Origin of the sequence: Anoxybacillus sp. LAT27, assembly GCF_022030075.1 — a bacterium.
Classification (GTDB): Bacteria; Bacillota; Bacilli; order Bacillales; family Anoxybacillaceae; genus Anoxybacillus; species Anoxybacillus kestanbolensis.
The window spans coordinates 14409-36636 of sequence record NZ_JAIWYK010000069.1; the positions used below are offsets into that span (position 1 = coordinate 14409).

Genomic DNA, 22228 nt, shown 5'->3' on the forward strand with positions numbered 1-22228 from the left:
AACAGAGAGCCATGTGACTCTCTGTCTCTATCAATCTTCGACAATCTTCGGGACGTGACAGGCACGCTACCCGTTACCTCGATGTCCTCCCTCGACGGCTCGCAATGACCGCTGGGATGATTGTGCGCAACGATGATAGAAGCCGAGTTGGAGAGAATGGCAGCCTTCATCACCTCCCTCGGATGCACGATACTAGCGTTCAGACTTCCAACATGACAAACGTTGATGGCAGTCGGCTGGTTTTTCGTGTCCAAGCAGACGACGACAAACTTCTCGCGGTCGGCTTCCACGAGAAACGGCTTCAGCAGCCTGTACGCGTCTTCTGGGGACTTGATGCGTCGCTCTTTGTACAGCACGCTAGATTCACGAACGAGCTTCAGGCTGACAATGTTGACGCGTTTCGCTGGCTGTTTGGCAGACACCTCTCTTTCTAGCAACTCTAGCTGTTGGTGGTTGTTGGTTTGATACTTGCTCATCCTTTTCCCTCCTAAAACAAAAATAGCCCCAATTCCCCGAAAGGAATTGAGGCTGGTCATAGTGTATAGAATTTGCATCTGATGTTCATAATTATATTAAATGCTTAAAAAGTTTTTTGATACGGTTTCTTAGAAAGAGATTACGGGACTGGAAGTGGATTGGTAAACTACATCACAAAAAAGAAAAGCCCCGCAGAGATTTCTCTCCGCAGAGCTTTTTCACAGTTGTTCATAGACACTTTTTTAATTATTTTGAAACTGTAACAACGCCAGTTTTAACTTTGTTATTGTTAGCATCAACAATAATATCTGTTGTTCCGTTTACTACTTTAACAGTAATTGTTTGAGCATATTCAGCAGGTGTTAAATCATCAGTTAAAGTAATGATGAATTCTTTATCAGTAGAACCTGAGTTTGCTTGTGTAACAGCAAATGGAGCTGTTTCAGCTTCTTGAGTTGAACCTACATATACATCTAAATCTTCTGCAGTTACAGTAGATACTTGTACAGCTTCACTAAATACAACTTTAATTTGATTTGGAGTAATTAAAGTTGCTGATGTAACGTAAGGTTTCACGTTTTCTACAAAATATTCGCTCGCAGTAAACGTATCCATTAATACGCCATCTTTGCTCTTAACACCGCTAATTGTTACATTACGTAATCCACTAAGAGCATTAGTATCTGCAGCTAACTTAAGTTCAACAATATTGTTAGGTAGTAAAGTTGCTGATTCAACTGTTAAACCGTTTACTTGGTAGTTAAATTTATTCGTAGCAGTTGCTCCATCTAGTGCTCTGTCAAATTTTACTTGAATTGTGTCGTTATCTACAACTTTAATACCATTGCTAGCTACATGAGGACTAGATTCACCATTATCGTATGTTGTATCGATTGCAGGTTTATTAGTATCTGTGTCAGAAGCACGGTTAAATGTAACTGTTGTATCCGCTAAAGCATTGCCACTTGCATCAGTGAAGTTAGCTAACGTAACAGTGTAAGTTGCTCCTGTTGAAAGTGAAGCTGCTGAACCACCAGATGGTGTGAATTGTACAGCATTTAAAGCAACTTTATATTGCTTGTTATCTGTTCCGCTAACTGCTGTAAGACCGCTTAAATCGATAGTACCTGGTGTCGTTACATAGTCTTTCACTTGTTTTGCAGTTAATGAACTCACTACGCCTGGAGTAACAGATTCATCAAATGTTAAGTATAAGTATTCAGCACCGTTTTCTTTTTTAACTTCAGAAGATACTAATTTTGGAGCTGTTGTATCTGCTTTAAATTCTACTACTTTTGAGAATGCAACATTTTGTTCTCCAGATAAGTCACTCACAGCGTTTGCAACAATGCCAACTGTATGGATTCCAGCAGATAAAGCTGTTCCTAATTCAACAGTATACTTAGTTTTGTCAGTAGCATCTTGCGTTACTTTAGCTTCTCCTGCTTCTAGAGTTCCTGGAGCACCCGCAGAGATGTCATTTAGGGCACCACCATCAATAGAGATATCGCTACCATCAAATCCTTGTACTTCTTCGCTAAACTTAACTTCAAATTTATTTAATCCAAGTGCAGTTACAGATGTCACAGTTGGTTTAACTCCGTCTAATTGACCTTTTGTAAATTTCACTGTAACTGGGTTAGGATTAATTAAGTTATTAGCGTAGTCTGTTGCACCAATGATAGTTGCTGTAATTTCTTTACCAGCAGCAACACTAGAATCAATAGCTAAATCTACATAACCTTTTGCAAGGTTTGGAGTAGTTGTAACTATTGCAGTAGAACCATCCGCTAATTTAAATGTCCAGTTACCCGCACTTGATAATGGTTCTGAGAAATAAACACGAACAGTAGATGCATTTAAAGTTTCTGTTTTTGTTACTGTTGGTGCAGTAGAATCAGAAGCTGTTAATACTTCTGAAGTATATTTTTCAACATACTTGCCATCAGTAGCTTTAACAGTGTTTGCCGGAACATTCACAACATATTTCATTGAATTTAGTGCACCTGAAGCTACTGTAATTGTTAATGTTTTACCATCTTCACTCAAACTAGCTAAAGAAGTACCATCAATTGTTACGCTTCCAGTTCCGTCAACTTTTGTAACAGATACAACCCCAGCTACTAAAGTACCATCGGATTCAACAACTGTTGATTTATCAACAGCTTTATTGAATTTAACTTGTAATTGTGCAGCGTTAATCGCACTTACACTTTCAACCTTAGGCGTTACAACAGGTACATCAACTTTCGCTTTGTCTGTTGTTTGACCTTTGTAAGATACGTTGTAAGCTTTACCTTCTTCTAACGCTGTTTTTGTTTTGATCACAACAACTGTTGTTTTTGCTTCAGCAGCTGCTGCAGCTTTGATCGATACAGACTCGATTTCAACGCCTTCGATTGCGAAGTCTTCTTTTTTCACTTCTTTCAATTCGCCGTTGAATGTTACTTCTAATGTGTTAAGGTCAACGAAAGCAACACCTGTGATGTTCGCTGCTGTGACGCCAACATTCATCGCACGAACAACGAATGAAGCGAATTGACCGCGTGTTACGTTTTGTTTTGGCATGAATTCTGTGTTTAATGTCACATCTGTCGCATCTAATACTTGGATGTATTCACGCGCCCAAGATGCTGCTTTGTCTAAGTCAGTTACGTTAGAAACGAAATCTGCTGGTTTCATTAAGTCAAATGCTTCAACAAGTACTTTTGCCATTTGTTCGCGTGTGATGTTTGCGTTCGGGTTGAAGTTACCCTTCTCATCACCAGTCATAATGCCTGCAGCTTGCACGATCGCAACTGCTTCTGCTAATTCAGCTTTTTCTGCTGGAACGTCTGGGAAGCCAGCACCTTTCTCTGTCACACCCATATCTTTCAAGATGCGTGAGAAGATGATTGCCGCTTCACCGCGTGTTAAAGATTGGTCTGGTTTAAATGTACCGTCTGCGTATCCTTTAATGTAACCTTTTGCTACTAATGTAGCGATGTCATCTGCATGCACGCTTCCTGCTACGTCTGTGAAAGACGCGGCGCTTGCTACTGGTGCGATCGCTGAAGCAACAACTGCCGCAGAGACTGTACCAGCTAAAAATTTGCGATAAGACTTTGGTTGGTAAGCCATCGACATATTTCCTCCTTTTGTTTCTCTTTCTATTTAAGTTTAGCTAAATTTAAGAGATATGTATGTTTTCTCTATAAAACTCTTAAACTTAGCGAGTGAACGACTACAGACTAAATTATATTTTTTTCCATGATAAAAGTCAACCATTTTTTGAATGCTTTTTCTTCATTGGAATAACAAAACTTTTCATTGTGTAGCCTTCCACCTATTCACCATTTTACCGAATGTTCGACTTTTTTCAATACCTTCCTACGTAACTTTTTGACAAAAACTTTTGTTACATAACTGTAAAGTTACGATTCTCCTATTTATGATACACTTGGAATTGTGTAAAAATGTCGAAAATATAAAAATAATGACGGAGCGAGGTGTGACGGGTGAGGCGGTTTGTTTCAGCATTGCTTTTGTTTTTTCTTTTCCCTTCCTTCGCTTACGCAAGCGATAGCTACGATCGGCTCGTTCCATTGGCGAAAAAATACGTCGGTGTGCCGTATCAGTTCGGGGGAAGTTCAGAAAAAGGATTTGACTGTTCCGGGTTTACGCGTCATGTGATGAGCGGCGTTGGCGTCACGTTAGCGCGCACGACAGCGGAGCAATATAAGCAAGGAAGTGCGGTAAAAAAAGAAGACTTACGTGTCGGTGATCTCGTCTTTTTTGAGACGTATAAAAAAGGTCCATCGCATGCAGGCATTTACATCGGAGACAACGAGTTTATTCATGCGAGTTCATCGAAAGGAATTGCTGTTTCTTCATTAGATGATTCGTACTATAAAAAGCGATACATAGGCGCAAGACGCGTGCTCGCTTATGAGCAGGCAGCTGGTCAATTCGAAGATATCGGAAATGACTTTTGGGCAAATAAAGAAATTGAAGCGTTAGGAAAAAAAGAAATTGTGCTCGGGTATGCGAAAAGCTATTTCAAACCGAATGAAGTGATGACGCGTGCTGAAGCTGCAGGGCTTCTCGCCGCGTATTTCAAATTGAATATGAACGATCGAAAAGAAACGTTTACGGACGTCCCAAGCGATCATTGGGCTGTTGGGGCGATTAATGCTCTTGTGAAAGAAAGTATAATCGACAAAAACAGTAAACAGTTCCAACCGGACGAACCGATCACGCGCGAGCAGTTAGCGATGTGGTTTGCGCAAGCCTGGAATTTTAAGCGCGGGGCAGATGTGCCGTTTGCGGATGTGAAAGAAACAGATGCGGCGTATGATGCGATTGAAAAGCTTGTTGCAGCTGGCGTTGCAAACGGCTATGAAGACGGAACGTTTCGTCCAAAAGAAACGGTGACGCGCGCGCAATTCGCGGTGTTTTTCTATCGCGCGATCAACGCAAAATAGCGAGGAAGGACAAGCCTTCCTCGCTATTTTTTATCGAGCGTCCGTTTTAAAAAGAGGGCAAACTGTCCACGTGTCACCACGTCGTTCGGGCGATACGGATTGTTGATCGTAATTTGATTATAAAACAACGTATTGATCGCTCCATACGCCCAATGAGAAAAAGGAACATCGACAAACGATTGATTCGTCGCCGGCTGTTCGTACACATCGGCATATACCCTCGTTAAAATCGCTGCCATTTGGGCGCGAGTAATATAGTCATTCGGATATAGTTTTCCGTTATATCCCGTCAGCAATCCATACGATTCAGCAATCGCCATCTCTTTATACCACGGATCGGTCGGTTTGACATCTTTTGCTTTCACGACATATCCTTCAGGAAGCGTTAATTTCAGTTCACGAATAAGCATAAGTGCTGCATGGCGACGGAGTAATCGTTCGTTTGGACGATACGTTCCATCTGGGTATCCTGCTACAATACCTCGTTCATAGAGGAGCTGGGCAGCTTCTTGCAATTCCTCCCCGACGACGTCTGGAAAAAGTGGCGGGATAGAAAGAAGCGTATCGATCGTTCCATACGTTACACGTAACGTCGCTGAGCCACGATTAAATCCTTTTGTTGTCGGTTGTACAACGCGAAATAACGCTGTATCAACAAGCGTTGATCGAAACAACCATGATACTTGGCTACTTAGTTTCGTCCCATCGTATACCGTCTCGTTGACTCCTTTTGGCACGCTTCCGATATAAACAGAAGCGTAGCGTCCTTCCCCATCTTGCGCATTCACGTAGACGGTCGCATCAGCATATGTGTAAAGCTTGAGCGCATATACGTTATTTTTCACCGTATAGTTTGTTAGCAGCAACGAAAGTGGCAGGCTCGGTTCGTACGGAGCACCGAGTTGATTTTTCCAATACGTTTGTAAAGCTGGAAGCTCAAATGGTGTTGGAAGATGGACGTTCATTTGCATATGTCCTTTTAACGCATTGGATGAACCGAACAGTTGCACGTAATCTTCCGCCAATATTTCAGGCATATACCACTCGTATTCCCCACTCCCGTCCGTGTGTACGGACGGATAACGAAACAATTCACGCGCGGCAGCATATTGCGACTGAAGCCATTCGTTCGGGCGTCGCTGTTCTTTATTCAACAAATAATAATACGTAAAATGATGCCCATACTCATGTGCGAGCGTCGTTGCCATTTGTTCAACGGTCGTCCATTCATTCCCACCATATAAATGAATGTAGCGATTCGGAAGCAGCGCAAGTTTCGGACTGACTTGATATTGCGCAAAATATTGTCCGAGCACGTTTTCGCCTGCGGGATAGTCAGGGAAAATTTTTACGCTTCCGAGTAACGAAAGCTCCGTCCCATGTTTATTTTTTAGCAGCTCTTGTTCAAGCTGAGCAAGTTTCGTTGCATTCCAATAGACGCTATAGCTTTCAAATGTGACGCCACTCGTTCCTTTATGACGGGCAATGAGCGGATAGTAATCTTCATACGCTTGCGCTTTCGCTTTATTCGTTAAATCAACGACATCGGCATGCGCTGGCGTTTGAAAAAAGAACAAAAAAACGAACATAAACAAGACGAACGGCATACGACGCATATCGACCACCTCATTCTATCAATCTACATTTATCTTAACACGATTTCGTACATCACGTAGCTGGAAAATGATAAAGGCTGCCTAATTACAGACAGCCTTTATGTCATCTATTTTTTTATAATTGAGAGCGTGTATGGGTTGGCGTTTGGCCGAGCAAGCGATTCTTCGACGACGACATAGTACGTTCCTTTTTTCAACGAAAGCGTGCCGATTTCAGCGTCGCCATCACCGTAATGGTCGTACGTTTGAACGACCCGTCCTTTCGCATCAAAAATCGACATGACCCCGTCCATCGTGCCTGGTACGTCGAGTTTGAATGTAAATGTGCCGTCTTTTGCAACGACCAATTTGTATGCGTCTTTGTCGCCGTAATCAACAACGTTCATATACCCTTTCGCTTCGTACGTATTTCCTTTTTTATTTAGCGAAAGCGGTTTGGATGGCACGTTGTTTTTCATGACAGATGATGCATCTTCATCTTTTTGAGTGAGCGACTGAATGCCAAAATTGTACGACTGAAGCGACAGTCCATCCCACATAAACGAGTTGACGATAAAGAAATATCCGACATTTTTCTTCGCTTGGAACGAACCGTTTACGTCGTATAACGGGCTCCAACCGTTTGGATAAAACGTGACAGCTTTATTGTATTCGTCCTCGTCAATCGTCATATTTCCGTTCGTATCTTCAACAACAGATACGATTGGGATTAATGTGCCGCGCAATGCTTTCGGAAGCGATGCGTTTTGTTTACTTGGTTTTGCATAAAACGTCAACAGTTCGGTCGCTTTCCGATGTTTGTAGTAATAATAATCGCTGTCGTTTGGAAGGACAAAGTTTCCTGTTTTCACATCGTTAACGTTCGTAACGGTTGCTTGAAGCGGTTCGTTATTTTTTTCGTTTTTATCTGTCGGTGCGTCGAGCAATTTTTTCGATGTGATGACATACGGATCGGCAACTGGCTGATAGTAGTCGTTTTGTACTGACATGTAATACGTTTTTCCTTCTTCGAGAATTAACGTCCAATCAGATTGTTTTTTCCCTGTCATCCAATCGAATGGGTAGAACGAGTTGACTGGCACAAGATCGTCTTTTTTCTCATCGTATTCAAACAACATCGCTGACGGCATCATATCGTCAGGTGTTGCGAATGAAAATTGATATATCGCTGTTTTCGGTACCGTTAATTTGTAAAAATCTTGGTCGTAGCTAAATTGAATAAACGCCTCAGCGCGATCGCCGATGTTGTAAAGGCGTGCATTTTCTTTAATTTGTGCAACTTGTTCTTTTTCAAAGTAGCTCCAGCTTCCGTCATCGCCAATGATGATAATATCGTTTGGCTTGCGCGTTTGTCCGGTCGCTTTCGCTTGTTCAACAACGCCGTCTTCTGATGGCACCGGTTCACGCGGTGGGAAGTTGTCTTCATCTTGCGGGAGCGTAATCGCTTCAGCGCTTATTTGATACGGGATCGCTGAAGCGGTTGCTTCTTTTACTTTGTTGCTTGACATTGCCATATCAAGCACCATTGGATAAAATCCTCCCATCGGTTCGCTTGACGCTTCGAGCACATATTCAATGCCCGGTTGCGCTTCAAACGTCACCGTCTCCCCTTTGCTGACGCCGTTATTGTTTCCTGACGCGATCGGGAACGGAATTTCTTTATATTTTGCGTCTGGGTCGACTGGGCGATACAGTTCTTCAGCGAAATAAACGTTTAATGACGAATCGATGCCCGGCACAGCAGATAGCTGAAATTTCACCGTCGTCGGCTCTGCGACAGTAAAACGGAAATAGTCGCGGTCGCTTTCATTGTTTTCTGGAACGAACGTTAAGTTTTCTAAAGAAAACGGTAATTGTTCAATCGTTGCTGGGTTTTCTTTCGTCAAGCCATCGTCCGCAAGTTCTGTAAACGACTGTACAGCTAACGTATACGTTGATTTTCCTTGTAAATTGTAGTTGCCGTTCGCATCTGTGACGCCGATCGCAAGCACACCTGGTTGTTTTGCTGTAAATAGTTTCGCTTCCGTTTCACCTGCGCGGCCGTCATTCACTTGAATCGGCTTTTCAGACGTTGTTTTTCCTTCAGGATAGAAACGGAATACGAGCTTGTAGTCGTACGTCTCCGCTCCTTCTAATAGTGCTTGCACACTTTCACCTTGTTGGACGTTTACTTTCATCCAATGCATTTCCTCTGGCTTTGTGAACGAACCTTGTTTCACATACGGTTCTTTCGCATCAATGACTGGCGCTTTTGCTAAAATCGTTTCATCGTTCCATTTTTCTTGTTGAGGTACGTTTTTTATGTTATATTGTAGCGCTGCAACTGGGTTGACTAGGCCGTTGCCGTACGTTAAGTCATATCCTTTTTCCCCTAAATCGGTTGCGGTGCGCTCTAAAATCCATTCCACTTGATATGGTTTTAAATTCGGATATTTCGATAAAAGAAGCGATGCTACGCCTGCAACGACAGGTGATGCCATCGACGTTCCACTTAGCTCTGCAAAAGACGAGCCTTTCGCATAGTCGTAAATCGGGCTATATACGTCCGCCCCCGGTGCAACAAGGTCAACGGACGGGCCATAGTTTGAAAACTCAGCAAGTTTATTTTTGCTGTCGGTTGCCCCAACACTAATGACACCTTCGTATGAAGCTGGAATGGAATACATATCGGTTGCTTCGTTTCCTGCTGCGGCAACGACGGTAATGCCGGCATCAATCGCTTTTTGAACCGCTTCTTCTAAAATCGGCGAGCTAAAGTAGCCGCCCAGGCTCATGTTGATGACTTTTGCCCCTTTTTCAATCGCATATAAAATACCTTGGGCGATCGTATAGTCGCTTGCCCCCCAGCCGCCACCGAATACGTCAATCGGTAAAATTTTTACATTTGGGTTGATACCGTGTGCACCAATGCCGTTATTGGCATTTGCACCGATAATGCCTGCAACATGTGTCCCATGCACGTCTTTGATTGGCGCACCTGCTGGGTTAATCGCATTGTAAGCAGGAAGGAGGCGTCCTTTTAACTCTGGATGTTTCGTATCCATACCTGTATCAATGACCGCGACAGTCACGCTATGTTTTCCCGCTAGCTTGATCGCTTTGTCCACATTTAACAGCGATAGTAAATACATATGATCTACTTTCGGATCAACAGAACCGAGCCGTTTGTATGTAAAACTTGGGGTCACGCTTTTGACGGCTTTTAATTTTGCGTAATTTTTCATCACTTGCTGCATGTCTTTTCCTTTTTGTACGGTGACGACATCATATCCTAATTGCGGGAATGACTGTTTCAACGTTGCTCCTAAACTACGATGTACCGCCGTTGGAATTTTTTCATTGTACTTCACGATGAGCGTATCGGTGCTCACTTGGTTTTGTGCATCTTCAAACTTTTTGTACGCAAGTGAAGCCGATGCTGTCGTCGTTTGTTTTTTCCATTGTGCAATCGGTGCTTCCGTCGACGCTTGGGCGACCGTTGGTACGATAAGTGACGAAGCTAAACTAACAGATAATGCGGTCTTCTTCCACTTTTTCATAAAAAGCCTCCTTAAAAAGAATGTCATATATGTATTCGCCCGAACAAGCAAATACACACACTATAACGAAAAAAAGACAAAAAAGTTTCATATTTTGATAAATTTTTCTAACAATCTTACAATATCACCCAATAAACAAAAAGTAAAGAAATATTTTCCGGGTCGTGAAACATTTTGGGAACAATGGTATACTGTACGTTGAAACGATTTGATTTACAGCGAAGGAGAAGGTTCCCCATGTTGTCTTACATAAAAAAACTCGTAAACAGCGATGAAAGAAAATTAAAAAAATACCATAAAATTGCTGCGCGCATAAATGAACTTGAACCGACATTTGAAACGTTGACAGATGACGAATTGCGTGCCAAAACAAATGAATTTAAACAACGGCTCACGCAAGGCGAAACGGTATTTGATATACAGACCGAAGCGTTTGCAACCGTTCGTGAGGCATCCAAACGCGTGCTTGGCATGCGTCATTTTGACGTTCAATTGATTGGCGGATTAGTACTAGCGGAAGGAAATATTGCCGAGATGGCGACCGGGGAAGGAAAAACGCTCGTCGCTTCCGCCCCAAGTTATTTGCGTGCCCTTGAAGGAAAAGGGGTACACGTCATTACAGTCAACGACTACTTAGCTCGGCGCGATCGCGAGTTAATTGGACAAATTCATGAGTTTTTAGGCTTATCCGTCGGTCTGAACTTGCCACACATGTCCATTGAGGAAAAAAAAGCGGCATACAATGCCGATATTACGTATGGCGTCGGCAATGAATTCGGCTTCGACTATTTGCGCGATCATATGGCATACAGCGTCGCCGATCGTGTGCAACGCCCGTTCCATTATGCAATTATTGATGAAGTCGATAGCGTACTCATTGACGAGGCGAAAACCCCTCTCATTATCGCGGGTAAAACAGGCGTAAGCTCGGAACTAAGCTACTTATGCGCACGCATCGTGAAACATTTCGTTCGTGATGAAGATTACGAATATGATGAAGAAACGAAAACGGTCAACTTAACAGAACGAGGCATTGAAAAAATTGAAAAAGGATTCGGAATCGACAACTTATATGACCTTGAACATCAAGTGTTATATCATTACGTCATTCAAGCGTTGCGCGCATACGTCATGTTTACGCGCGATGTTGATTATATCGTCAAAGACGGAAAAGTATTGCTTATTGATATGTTTACCGGCCGCCCGATGGAAGGACGCAGCTTAAGCAACGGGCTTCATCAAGCGATCGAGGCAAAAGAAGGTCTCGAACTAACCGAAGAGAACAAAATTCAAGCATCAATTACGATTCAAAACTATTTCCGTCTTTATCCGATTTTATCCGGCATGACAGGTACAGCAAAAACGGAAGAAAAAGAGTTTCAAACGTTGTACGGCATGGATGTCGTTCAAATTCCGACAAACCGCCCTGTTATCCGTCAAGACTTGCCTGACCGCGTCTTTGCGACCATCGAGGCAAAATATAAAGCAGTCGCCAAAGAAGCGAAGCGCGTACACGCGACGGGACAGCCAATGCTCATTGGGACAACGTCCATTTTACAATCGGAAAAAGTGGCGAAATATTTAGCGGAAGAAGGGCTGCCATTCCAATTGCTGAATGCGAAAAGCGTTGAGCAAGAAGTCGAGTTGATTTCGCGTGCCGGTCAAAAGGGGCAAATTACAATTGCGACAAATATGGCTGGGCGCGGAACAGACATTATGCTTGGAGAAGGCGTGGCAGAGCTTGGCGGATTGTATGTCCTCGGTACAGAACGTCATGAAAGCCGCCGCATCGACAACCAATTAAAAGGACGTGCTGGTCGTCAAGGAGATCCGGGACGTTCGCAATTTTTCATTTCGCTTGAAGACGATATGTTTCGTCGCTTCGCCAAAGACGAATTAGAAAAAATAAAAAAATCACTACAAGTGAACGATGAAGGAGAAGTATTAAACAAAGACATCCATGAGTTTGTCAACCGCGTCCAGCGCATTTGTGAAGGAAGCAACTTCTCAATCCGAGAATATAACTTAAAGCTCGATGACGTACTAAACGAACAACGTCGTACCATTTATACGCTCCGCAATCGCGTGCTTGAAGCTGACGATGTCATTCCAATTGTTGTTCATATGGTGCCATCGTTTCTTGAACGAGAAGTGGCTTATACATGTCCAGAAGATGTCATTCCAGAAGAATGGGACATCACACGTTTAGTAGCGACTGTTCAAACGGTAACAAACGAACACATTGATGTAGCTGGTGTCGTCGAGCAAAAAGAAGTGGAAGCAATCGTACAACAAGCCATCGCATCGTGGGAATCACGCGTTCACGCATTTACGTATACGGAAGAACAGCAATGGGCCTTAAAGCGCGCTTTACTTTCGCTCATCGACTTCCATTGGACAAAACATTTAGAAGCGATGGAGCTGTTAAAAGAAGGGATTGGGTTGCGCTATTACGGACAAGAAGATCCGATGCGCCAATATGCAAAAGAAGGGTTGGAGCTCTTTACACTCATGTACCACCGATTAGAAAAGGATGCTTCCCAACAACTTGCCCAGCTCATATCACAATAAGGAAGGAGATGGAACAATGTTTCCATTTTTCAAAAAGAAAAAACAAGGGGAAGATAGCACCGTTCAAGCAGAGCAATTATTTGACGGCGCAAGTGAACAACAAGATGAAGACGTGCATACGACATTATCGATTCATCCACTGATGTCACTAACAACCGAACAAAAATATTATTTTCAATACGTCAATAACGAATTACCACCGTTGAAAAAAAATCAAGTATCACTATCGGGGATAGAATGGAAAAAGGATGGGGATCGTTACGTTGTTACAGCGTTTGTCCGAAACAGCTTAGATCAGTCGATTCGTTTTGACCATATGCCACTACTGTTCATCGGACCAGATGGAAAAGTCATCGGAAGGAAAATATTCCCTATGAATGAACTTGGCGACATTCCGCCAAAAAGCAGCCGTCCGTGGCGATTTGTATTCACCACGAACGACTTATATACAGAAGACATTCCAGAAACAGGATGGAAATTGGCGTTTGAATTAAAAAAGCCACACCAGCTTGACTTAGAAGAAAGTTGGCAACAACATTTAAAAGAAGAAGATAAACAAAAGCTTGAACAGCTCGTGCGCTCCCTTACCCCACCAAAGCAAGGAGAGGTAAACGTCATGGGATTGCAAGCACTCATAAACAACGAAGGGAATTTAGTCGTAACACTACTCATTCGTAACGGCAGTGGTAAAAACATTACGTTTGAACAAATGCCATTAGTTGTCGAAGATGCATCGGGGGATGTTGTCGCACGCGGAGCATTCACGTTGAATTTGGAAGTGAAAGCAAATACAAGCAAACCGTGGACGTTTATCTTTCCAAAATCACTTTTACAAAAAGATGAATTTGATTTTTCTACATGGCGTGCCTATATTCCACAATAAGAAAAGCGCAAAGTGCTTGCCTATCGGCGAAGAGCGCACGAGTCCCACCGAGGAGAGCTCGAACCAAGCGGTCGCTTGGTTCTGCGTGGGTAACATCACTGAAGTATCTCAATGTGTCGCCGCCGCAGTGTGGGACGGAGCGACTCGAGCCGATAGCACTTGGAGCTAGACATCTCCCTGCATCCAAAATTTTATACTTTCCTATCCCTTCATAAAGAAAAAGGGCTGATGATTCACATCAGCCCTTTTTCTTTGCCTCTGGCCACCAACCGCTCTCTATTGTAAACAGAAGGAAATAGTACTACAGTTATATTTTAGCATGATTTTTTATGTTTAACAAACATATTTTTAGTTTTTTTGGTATAAATTTTTCGTTGACAAACTTCCCTTATGTCGTTTTTCCACACGTTCAAAATAAACAATATTGAATTCTCTGCCCAGAACGAATGGAAACTGAGCGAAATGTACATAGGATGGCTCGTTCTTCAGCAGCTGTGAGGTCGTTCATCGGTGCGGGGATGTAACGCTTCTCGAGGTCATTCCAACGTTTCACACATATTTGCGCTTGTCCTTTACCAAAGAAAAACGTAATGACAATCATTAATTGATCGTCTACCGTTTTAAAAAATAAAAATAAATCGTCTTTTGTTGTGCACGTAATCATGCGGTAGCGCATCGGTTCAAGAGGCAGCTTGTTCACTGGTGAAATAAACTGAAGTGAGTCAGAAAAGTGAATGGGTTCGATTGTGCGAGATTCATAAAATGGAGGATTCGGCTTTTCTTTAATAAGCACCTCGCACGTTTTTCCTCTTTTTTTCGCTTCATGAACAATGAAATTGGAAAAATAAATATTCATCATTCATCATCCCCCTCAAGTTTTTCCAATGTATATTTTTACATTTTTCGAATATTCATTCAACTTTTTTCGACAAAAAGACTGTTTATTTTTGTTCTGAAAACGAACATTTTATTTGTTTGTTCTTAAAAAGAACAAAAAGTCCCCCTTTCTTCTTCTATCGTAAAAAGAAAAAGGGAATTTGGTGGAAGATGATGTTACAACATATCGGAGAACAAATTAGGCGTTTGCGCAACGCACACGATTGGACGCAAGAACAATTGGCACAGCGATTAAACGTGTCTCGTTCGAAAGTGAGTAAATGGGAAAACGGTGAAGTGCTTCCTGATTTGCAGTCGATTATCGACATGAGTGATTTATTTCGCGTCAGCACTGATTTTTTGCTCGGTAAACACCCGACAGATGAACAACTATTGCAAGAAGTACGATTGGCGTACGGGACAAATGACATGAGCGATGAGCAGTTATCCGTTATTCGCTACTTGAATGAACAGCCGAGGCTTGCGAAACGACTATATGCGTTGCAGTCATTACCGATGCATAAACGAAAACGTTTGGAAGAGATCGTCATAAAGATGATCGATGAAATGATTGAAGCATTGAAATAAAAAAAGGGGCGTTTTCTGCCCTTTATTCAATGCCGATTAATTTTTTTAAACGATATACATCTGCTTCCGTTTGCCATTGCTTTTGTGCGTGCAGTTCAAATTTGTCATGCAGCTTGTCCACTTTTGTTTCTAACTTTCCGATGCGCACATGCAGTTCTTTTACTTCTTCACGTATTTCTTGTTTGAAGCTTTCCATTTCTGCACGCATCTCTTGCTTAAAGCTTTCCATCTCTGCACGCATCTCTTGCTTAAAGCTTTCCATCTCTGCGCGCATCTCTTGTTTGAAGCTTTGCATCTCTTGTTTCAAGTTTTCTATTTCCCCACGCATTTCACGTACTTCATAAAGCAATTCTTTCACTGCTTGTAACACTTGGCTTTCCACGTTTCATTCACCCCTTTCATTTTTACCCCTAGCATATCACTCCGACCATAGCTGGTCAATTGAAAAAAAGAGGCTAGCGGAGAGGATGCTAGCCAAACTGTGAGGGAGCAGTAAGAGGACACATTTTGGAAGGAAGTTGAGAGGAATTGCTTTTTATCACCTCCTCGGTCTATATGATACAAAAATACAAAAATGATGTAAAATTTTGATTTTTTAATTTTCAAGCTGATTTTTTTATTTTTTCGCCGTTTTTCAGCCGTTTCTCGCAAAAAAAGTGGCCGAAAATTCAATTTTCGCTTTTTCTTTTCTTTTTTTGTTACATATTGTTCATATGATATAATAAAGACAACTACTGTTGCGAGGTGGATGCGGTGAAAACATTTAAGCTCGTTGCCCTCACACTATTGCATGAACAAAAGCAAGATATTCCACTTATTGATGGGTTAATAATCAATAAAGAAGATGAAAACAAACAGTGGCTGATCGAAGCGTACGTCGAGCAAACATACCGCGAGCTATTTACATCGTTAAAAGAAAGCGGAGCAACGTTTGATGCGCTTGTGACCATTTCACGCAAAACGAACGATCCTGCCCATGTACGTGCGACCGTTCGCTCGGTAACGATAATGAGTGAACGAATGAGTATACTAATGGATGCGACGCTCGTCAAACGGTCGAATTTAGCTGAAGTTGTGCTTGAAGATTTAGTTCAGCGCGGACTACACGGCGAAACGCTCCTGCAACAATTTAAAGAACACATGCATACGAAAAGAGGCTGATTATCCAGCCCCTTTTTGTTTTGCAATGACAACGTATCGATTCGGCGCATCCCCGATCCAGCGAAACGGATAACATGTAATTAACGTAAGCGTCGGATGCGCTTTTGGGACGAGCACCGTTTTATCATCTGGCTTGACGATGCGAATATGTTGCACGACGTACGTCCATGTTTGATCGTTCGTGCGAATGACTAGCTCGTCTCCTCGTTGAATGTCGCCAAGCTGGCGAAATACTGTATCGCGATGTCCTGCTAAAATCGTATGATTACCTTTCCCCGGAAGCGCACTTCGTTCATCGTGCGCCACCCCTTTATTTAACTGTTGTAGTCCTTCATAAATCGGCATGGATATGTTTAGTTTCGGCATAAAAAGTGTGCCGATCACATCACCCTGTTGTACAGTAGGTTGGTCGCTCCGTTTTACCGCTTCATACGCTTTATACCAACCGAACACATTTGCCCAAATGAACGATGCGCTAAAAAGAAAACATGCTATCGCAACGGCTCGCATCGTTTTCCCTTCTTCCATAACACGAAGCTTACAAAAAGTAGAGCGACACCGATCAATATGTTCAGCCCATACGAAGAAGCGGTTTTCGGCATGCGTGCAACAAGCAAACCACTTTCTAAATCAAGTGCCATCTTCCCAATGTGTGCAAGTTGTTCGCTCGCATCAATCAACACGCTCGAATTCATCCGTTCAGACGGAATATATAAATCGGCTACGAAATTTCCCCTTTCATCATACCATTCCATAACGACAGGGGCTGTAGCTGCTTCTATTTGTTCAAACGAAATCGGTTTTCGCCCATGTTCGTTTACTTCAAACACTTTCGCTTGCAGACGATACAGCGACAGCCATTCGTTCCAAAAGGTGAGCATGGCTTCCCGCTCTTTTTTCGTTAGCGGTTCGGATGAGTCACGCAGCACAAGCGTTTGTATTTGTTCGTCAAGGCGTTCAAGCGTTTGCTTCGCAGTCGGCGGAGTACGTTCAATCAATCCACGAATTTCGTTTTCCGTTAGTCCAATCATCGCTAAAATATCGGTCATCGCTTGCATCGCATCGTAACGGTCGCGATAAAACGATAGCGCATACGATAAATCTTCAATAAACGTATATTGTTGCAGTTGTTCACCAAATTGTCCGAGAAGCGCTTCCGCTTCTTCTTGCGTCATTCCATAACGCTGTAATAGGGCATCAAGCCGATCAGGTGTGATGGGTGTGCCTAATTGCTCCTTTAACGCCTCCAATGAAGAAAAATCATCGACCGTCATATTCCATTTCGCTAAATAACGCGTTAAATCGTCCATCGTCCAGCCAATATTTTGCACGTATTGTCGCAACGCTTCTTCAGAAATAGCTGCTTGCACAGGTGTCGCAACTAAAAAAACAAATAACCATAGCACGCGCATATGTTTTCCTCCCTTATGTGTGCTATGGTTATTTTGTTCGATTATTCCATTTTTATACGACTAGAAATATACTTCGTATAAGGCGCGCACCGCTTTTTCAACCGCATCTGCTTTGACGCCAAACATCATGCTTACTTCTGAGGAACCTTGGTTAATCATTTCAATGTTGACGTTGGCGCGGGCAAATGCAGCTGTCGCCTTCGCCGCAATACCGACGCTGCGCTCCATTCCTTCCCCAACGACCATAATAAGCGCTAAATCACGTTCAATTGACACTTCATCGACACGCAATTCTTTTACAATCCGGTCTAATACACGGCGCTCGACATCGCCAGCTAATTGTTCTTCCCGTAAAATGACAGACATGTTATCGATGCCTGATGGCGTATGTTCGTATGAAATGCCCTCGTCTTCTAAAATTTGTAGTAGACGACGCCCAAATCCGATTTCTCGGTTCATTAAATATTTGCTGACGTTAATGCTGCAAAAGCCTGTATCGCTTGCGATGCCTGCAACAGGGCGCTCGCGATGATCTCTCGTTGCAACGATCATCGTCCCCGGCGCTTCCGGGTTGTTCGTATTTTTCACGCATACCGGAATGCCACGACGATACACAGGTTCAAGCGCTTCATCGTGAAACACCGAGAAACCAGCATACGATAATTCACGCATTTCACGATATGTTAATTCTCTCAGCTGGCACGGATGTTCCACGATCGACGGATTAACGCAATAAATGGAATCGACATCGGTAAAGTTTTCGTATAGTTCAGCGCCAACTCCTGCCGCAACGATCGAACCAGTAATATCCGAACCGCCGCGTGGGAATGTGACGATATGCCCTGAACGCGAATAGCCGAAAAAGCCCGGAATGACTAAAATGCCGCTTCTTTCTTTTAATGTTGCCAGTTGTTCGTATGACTCAGGTAAAATTTGTGCATTGCCCGGCTCATCTGTGACGAAAATGCCGGCGTCTTTCGGATTGACATAGTGCGCTTCATAACCGAGTTGACGAAGATAGTGTGCCATCAGCTTCGCATTGTTATCTTCTCCGCTCGCTTTTAACGCATCAAGTAAACGCTCGGGCTGATCGTCGTACGTATCAATCATTTGTTGCAAGCTTGCCGAAATGACGTCTAAAATGTCACGTGATAAATGTAAATCGGTGACGATTTCATCATAACGTGCGACAACTTGCGCAAGCACCCCTTCGTATATGTCATGTTCGATTACTTTTTTTGCAAGCGTAATTAATAAATCTGTCATCTTCGTATCATCTTTGCATCGCTTGCCCGGCGCAGAGACGACGACAAATTTGCGCGCGTCATCCGCTATAATGATGTTGGCTACTTTTTGAAATTGCTGTGCATTGGCAACAGAACTTCCCCCGAATTTTGCTACTTTCATATGCCATAACCCTTTCTTTCTATTTTTATTTCCTTATCATAGCATATCTTCAATCTCTTTTGTCAGAAAAATTTTTCAATTTTCGCATTCCTTCTTTACAAACCCCGTACGTCAGCCACGAACAACCAGCACAAAGCACATCTAGATCATCTGGTTCAACCGCTTGCTTCGTTCGTTCAATGAGCTCAGATTTCATATACACTTCGTTTTCTTCGAGCTGTAAATGGTTTAGTACACGCCGATCCATCGTCAGCACATGATCGTTCGATTGTTCATCTGCTTCGCAACGGTCTACTCCATGGTGGGGACACGCATAACACGCTTCATCAAGGGCGGCGATGACGCGAATCGGGCCATCCGTACGGTCATCGCGCATAAACGCAACGATTTCGGTCATCTTTTCGACGAACGATTCACTATATCCCATGCCTTGAAAGCCGTGTACGCATAATAAATGATGTCCTCGCAACGTTCGCATAATGGTCCTCTTTTCTTTTTTATTCTCGAAATATTATACACTACTTTTCATAGTTATGCATCATTCTTTGTTGTAAAGTAACCATAAGCATCGCTGTTTTATACATTTTTCCTTCAAACGTTCCTTTTTGAATGTCGACAATGAGTTCTTGTTTATTTTTTAAAATGACTTTCGTTTTCTTTTTTTCATACGGTTGTATCATCTTGATGTGGGATGGTGCAATCCATATGCATCGATCGCTGTCAGGAGAACATGTTGGAAAGAAGTAGAGCCGAAGCGCTTCACAAACGGAGATCGGAACCATTTGCCGAATGCCGAGAATATGTTTTGCCGCGTGAACTTTTCCTTCATATGTACTTCCGTAGTAACGGCAGCTTTGTTGTATAATCTCTTTCGGCGATTGCTCTACTTTGTACGTGTTGTACAATTCGTAAACGATCGTCCCAAGCCGGCCGTATGAATCATATTGCGGCACAAGTGCAGCGGTCTCCTCCATAATCATGTACTCTTCCATCCGTTCCATCCAAACTCCCCCTCACAAATATATGTTCGCCATTATTATAATGAATTTTCATAATTTTAACAACAAAAATCCCGGAAAATGTCCGGGACTAAACAGTAAATTGTTTTCCTTTTTCGGCTAAATGTTGCGCTTTATCGCTTAACGTTTGTACATTTGCGGCAATTTCTTGAACAGCAGAAAGTAGTTGTTCGTGGGCTGCTGCTGCCGTTTGTGTCTGCCTTTCTGCTTCTTGAGCGATCGTTTCCGTTTCTTTCATCGTTAAAGCCAGTTCATCAAACGCGCTCGTCATCACAGCAACTTTTTGAGCGACATCGTCCATTTGCACCATGACGTCACTTGTCGTTTGTTGAATGCGATCAAACGTTTCATCCGCTTCGCGCGCAAGCACCATGCTTTTTTCCGATTCATGTCGCACGTGTTGCATCGCTTCGACCGATTGTGCTGTATCTGTTTGTACTTCTTGCAATAGTTCGCGTATTTGTTTAGCCGATAACGCGGATTGTTCCGCAAGCTTTCTTACTTCATCCGCCACGACGGCGAAACCACGTCCGTGCTCCCCTGCTCTCGCTGCTTCAATCGCTGCATTTAATGCGAGTAAATTCGTTTGATCGGCAATGTTTGTAATCATCGTCGCCATTTGAGCAATGTCAGCGGAACGTTGATGCAACGCTTGAATCCATTCACTCGATTGCGTAATGAAGTCACTCATCGTTTTCATTTGCTCGATCATTTTATCCATCGCTGCCGTTCCTTTTTCTGCTTCACTCGTCATGGCGCGCGCCGCTTCTGCCGCTTGTTGCGAGCGCGATAAAATATAATTTGTATCATCGACAAGCGTATAAACCGCTTCGACGTTTTGCTGCGCCCATGCGCGCTGTTTGCTCGATCCCGCCGCCACTTCTTCCATCGTTGCACCGACTTGTTCCATCGCTTGTGCTGCTTCTTCTGTGATCGCTGTTAACTCATGGGCGGATGCGGATACGTCGTGCGTCAATTGTTGGTTAGCACCGATCATTGAGCGAAATGAAGCAATAAGCGATTGAAATGACTGGGCAATATGGGCAAATTCATCGTTCGATGAGACGGACATTTGCACCGTTAAATCGCCGCTTGCCGCTTGCATGCTCGCCCGTTCGATCGCAGTAATTTGCTCCCGTACCGCCATATAAAAAGCGATGAATAAGTAAATGACAACCGCCACCGCAAGTGCACCCGCACTAATTGTCACCCACTTTTCAAACATGACGGCGCGATACTCGCTTTGCAAATGGTTTTGAAACGCTTGAAGCGAAAAACGAGCCAACTCATGTAGCTGTTCGTTCGCATTGTTCGTTTTCTCGTATAGTTCAACGGACGTTAACGAAATTTGATTCGTTTGTAAAAATTCACGTTGCAATAAGCTTGTGATGCTTAATAAATCCGTCGAAATGATGTCGTTATATTGTTGTACTTTTTTGCGCATTGACGCATCGTCAACGAAAAGAGGAGCGGTTGCACGGCTAATCGTTTGCATCGCTGTTTCTAACGCATTGATCCAATAGGTCATTTTTGAGCGTTCAATTTCATACAACTCGTCTTTTATTGTCAACTCTGCCGCAAACGACTGTGCCCCTCCGATCATTTCAGTAAGAAGCGGTACATGTTCAACAAAAAGACGTGCTAAATAATGATTGTTCATATCGTTGTCGAGCGATACGTTCGAACGGCTAGCAACAGAAAGCAACAGTTGATGCAAGTCGTAAATAAGGGCGTTATGGCGCTTCACCGCCTCGCTTGCTGTATACATTTTCCAATTATCTTGCACATCTTTCATTTGTTGTAATAACTGCTTCCATTTTTCTTCCTCGATGAAGTCTGCTTTTTGTGCTTTATGGACGCTTTGTAATGTTTCCATTGATTTTTTCAACATCGCTTGCGCCTCTGCTACTTTGTCTTCTTTCCCATGTCCGAGAAGAACGGTCATTGTATATTCCCGATGTTTTTGTATGCCGTACAGTGCATCTACCATCGGAGCGATATAAGCTACTCCTTGCTTTTCTTTTTCAAGTACCATCGCTTTATCCGTCAACAGCCGAACGTACAACACGCTGACTGCAAACAACGTAAACATAAAAATTGTCGCTAACAACACGAATTTTTTACTAAAAGGCAAGCGATTCAGTAACTTTTTCCCTAACGTAAACACCGCTGCATCCACGCTCCTTACGAAAACAATATGTACGTATTGTTTTTTA

General features: G+C 43.0%; 16 protein-coding genes and 1 pseudogene. 5 read left to right on the forward strand and 12 right to left on the reverse strand.

Annotated elements, in window-relative coordinates:
• Positions 1-71: 71 nt before the first annotated feature.
• Both LD028_RS06370 and LD028_RS06375 read right to left on the reverse strand, forming a co-directional pair.
• A pseudogene (locus LD028_RS06370) lies at positions 72-476 on the reverse strand (JAB domain-containing protein); the annotation flags it as partial.
• Between the two features lie 247 nt (positions 477-723).
• Positions 724-3597 carry an S-layer homology domain-containing protein gene (locus LD028_RS06375; RefSeq protein WP_237811312.1) on the reverse strand — a complete coding sequence of 958 codons (2874 nt, stop codon included), beginning with the start codon at positions 3595-3597 and terminating at the stop codon, positions 724-726.
• Between the two features lie 377 nt (positions 3598-3974).
• Between LD028_RS06375 and LD028_RS06380 the strand changes: the two genes are divergently transcribed.
• The gene (locus LD028_RS06380; RefSeq protein WP_237811313.1) at positions 3975-4940 is read left to right on the forward strand and encodes a C40 family peptidase; all 966 of its coding nucleotides are present in this window, start codon (positions 3975-3977) and stop codon (positions 4938-4940) included.
• A 23-nt stretch (positions 4941-4963) separates the two neighbouring features.
• Here LD028_RS06380 and LD028_RS06385 read toward each other — a convergent pair whose 3' ends face one another.
• Both LD028_RS06385 and LD028_RS06390 read right to left on the reverse strand, forming a co-directional pair.
• A complete protein-coding gene (locus LD028_RS06385) occupies positions 4964-6556 on the reverse strand; it encodes an S-layer homology domain-containing protein (protein WP_237811314.1) in 1593 nt (530 codons plus the stop codon).
• Positions 6557-6663: 107 nt separating this feature from the next.
• Positions 6664-10095 carry a S8 family peptidase gene (locus tag LD028_RS06390; protein ID WP_237811315.1) on the reverse strand — a complete coding sequence of 1144 codons (3432 nt, stop codon included), beginning with the start codon at positions 10093-10095 and terminating at the stop codon, positions 6664-6666.
• Positions 10096-10332: 237 nt separating this feature from the next.
• On the opposite strand from LD028_RS06390, the gene secA2 reads away from it, so the two are divergent.
• The gene (secA2, locus tag LD028_RS06395; RefSeq protein ID WP_237811316.1) at positions 10333-12666 is read left to right on the forward strand and encodes an accessory Sec system translocase SecA2; all 2334 of its coding nucleotides are present in this window, start codon (positions 10333-10335) and stop codon (positions 12664-12666) included.
• Between the two features lie 16 nt (positions 12667-12682).
• Entirely contained in the window at positions 12683-13549 is an 867-nt protein-coding gene (locus LD028_RS06400) for an accessory Sec system S-layer assembly protein (protein WP_237811317.1), read from the forward strand.
• A 409-nt stretch (positions 13550-13958) separates the two neighbouring features.
• Here the strand turns inward: LD028_RS06400 and LD028_RS06405 are convergent, their stop codons facing one another.
• Positions 13959-14408: a hypothetical protein gene (locus LD028_RS06405; RefSeq protein WP_006319994.1), complete on the reverse strand. Its 450-nt coding sequence runs from the start codon at positions 14406-14408 to the stop codon at positions 13959-13961.
• A gap of 191 nt (positions 14409-14599) precedes the next feature.
• On the opposite strand from LD028_RS06405, the gene LD028_RS06410 reads away from it, so the two are divergent.
• Positions 14600-15013: a helix-turn-helix domain-containing protein gene (locus LD028_RS06410; protein ID WP_237811318.1), complete on the forward strand. Its 414-nt coding sequence runs from the start codon at positions 14600-14602 to the stop codon at positions 15011-15013.
• Between the two features lie 22 nt (positions 15014-15035).
• On the opposite strand, the gene LD028_RS06415 is transcribed toward LD028_RS06410, so the two are convergent.
• Entirely contained in the window at positions 15036-15395 is a 360-nt protein-coding gene (locus LD028_RS06415; RefSeq protein ID WP_004892763.1) for a CCDC90 family protein, read from the reverse strand.
• A gap of 371 nt (positions 15396-15766) precedes the next feature.
• On the opposite strand from LD028_RS06415, the gene LD028_RS06420 reads away from it, so the two are divergent.
• Complete coding sequence (locus tag LD028_RS06420; protein WP_237811319.1) at positions 15767-16174, forward strand: YwpF-like family protein; 408 nt, start codon at positions 15767-15769, stop codon at positions 16172-16174.
• Here the strand turns inward: LD028_RS06420 and LD028_RS06425 are convergent, their stop codons facing one another.
• The 6 genes from LD028_RS06425 to LD028_RS06450 all read right to left on the reverse strand — a co-directional run bounded on the left by LD028_RS06425 (position 16175) and on the right by LD028_RS06450 (position 22179).
• On the reverse strand, positions 16175-16684 hold the full coding sequence (locus LD028_RS06425) for a class D sortase (RefSeq protein ID WP_077429884.1): 510 nt from the start codon (positions 16682-16684) through the stop codon (positions 16175-16177).
• On the reverse strand, positions 16666-17586 hold the full coding sequence (locus LD028_RS06430; RefSeq protein WP_237811320.1) for a processed acidic surface protein: 921 nt from the start codon (positions 17584-17586) through the stop codon (positions 16666-16668). The genes LD028_RS06425 and LD028_RS06430 overlap by 19 nt, the downstream gene beginning before the upstream one ends.
• A 60-nt stretch (positions 17587-17646) precedes the next feature.
• Positions 17647-18993: an aspartate kinase gene (locus LD028_RS06435; protein WP_237811321.1), complete on the reverse strand. Its 1347-nt coding sequence runs from the start codon at positions 18991-18993 to the stop codon at positions 17647-17649.
• A gap of 49 nt (positions 18994-19042) precedes the next feature.
• Positions 19043-19471 carry a DUF1284 domain-containing protein gene (locus LD028_RS06440; RefSeq protein ID WP_237811322.1) on the reverse strand — a complete coding sequence of 143 codons (429 nt, stop codon included), beginning with the start codon at positions 19469-19471 and terminating at the stop codon, positions 19043-19045.
• A 40-nt stretch (positions 19472-19511) separates the two neighbouring features.
• Complete coding sequence (locus LD028_RS06445) at positions 19512-19994, reverse strand: competence protein ComK (protein ID WP_077429888.1); 483 nt, start codon at positions 19992-19994, stop codon at positions 19512-19514.
• An 88-nt stretch (positions 19995-20082) separates the two neighbouring features.
• A complete protein-coding gene (locus LD028_RS06450; RefSeq protein ID WP_237811323.1) occupies positions 20083-22179 on the reverse strand; it encodes a methyl-accepting chemotaxis protein in 2097 nt (698 codons plus the stop codon).
• Between the last annotated feature and the right edge of the window lie 49 nt (positions 22180-22228).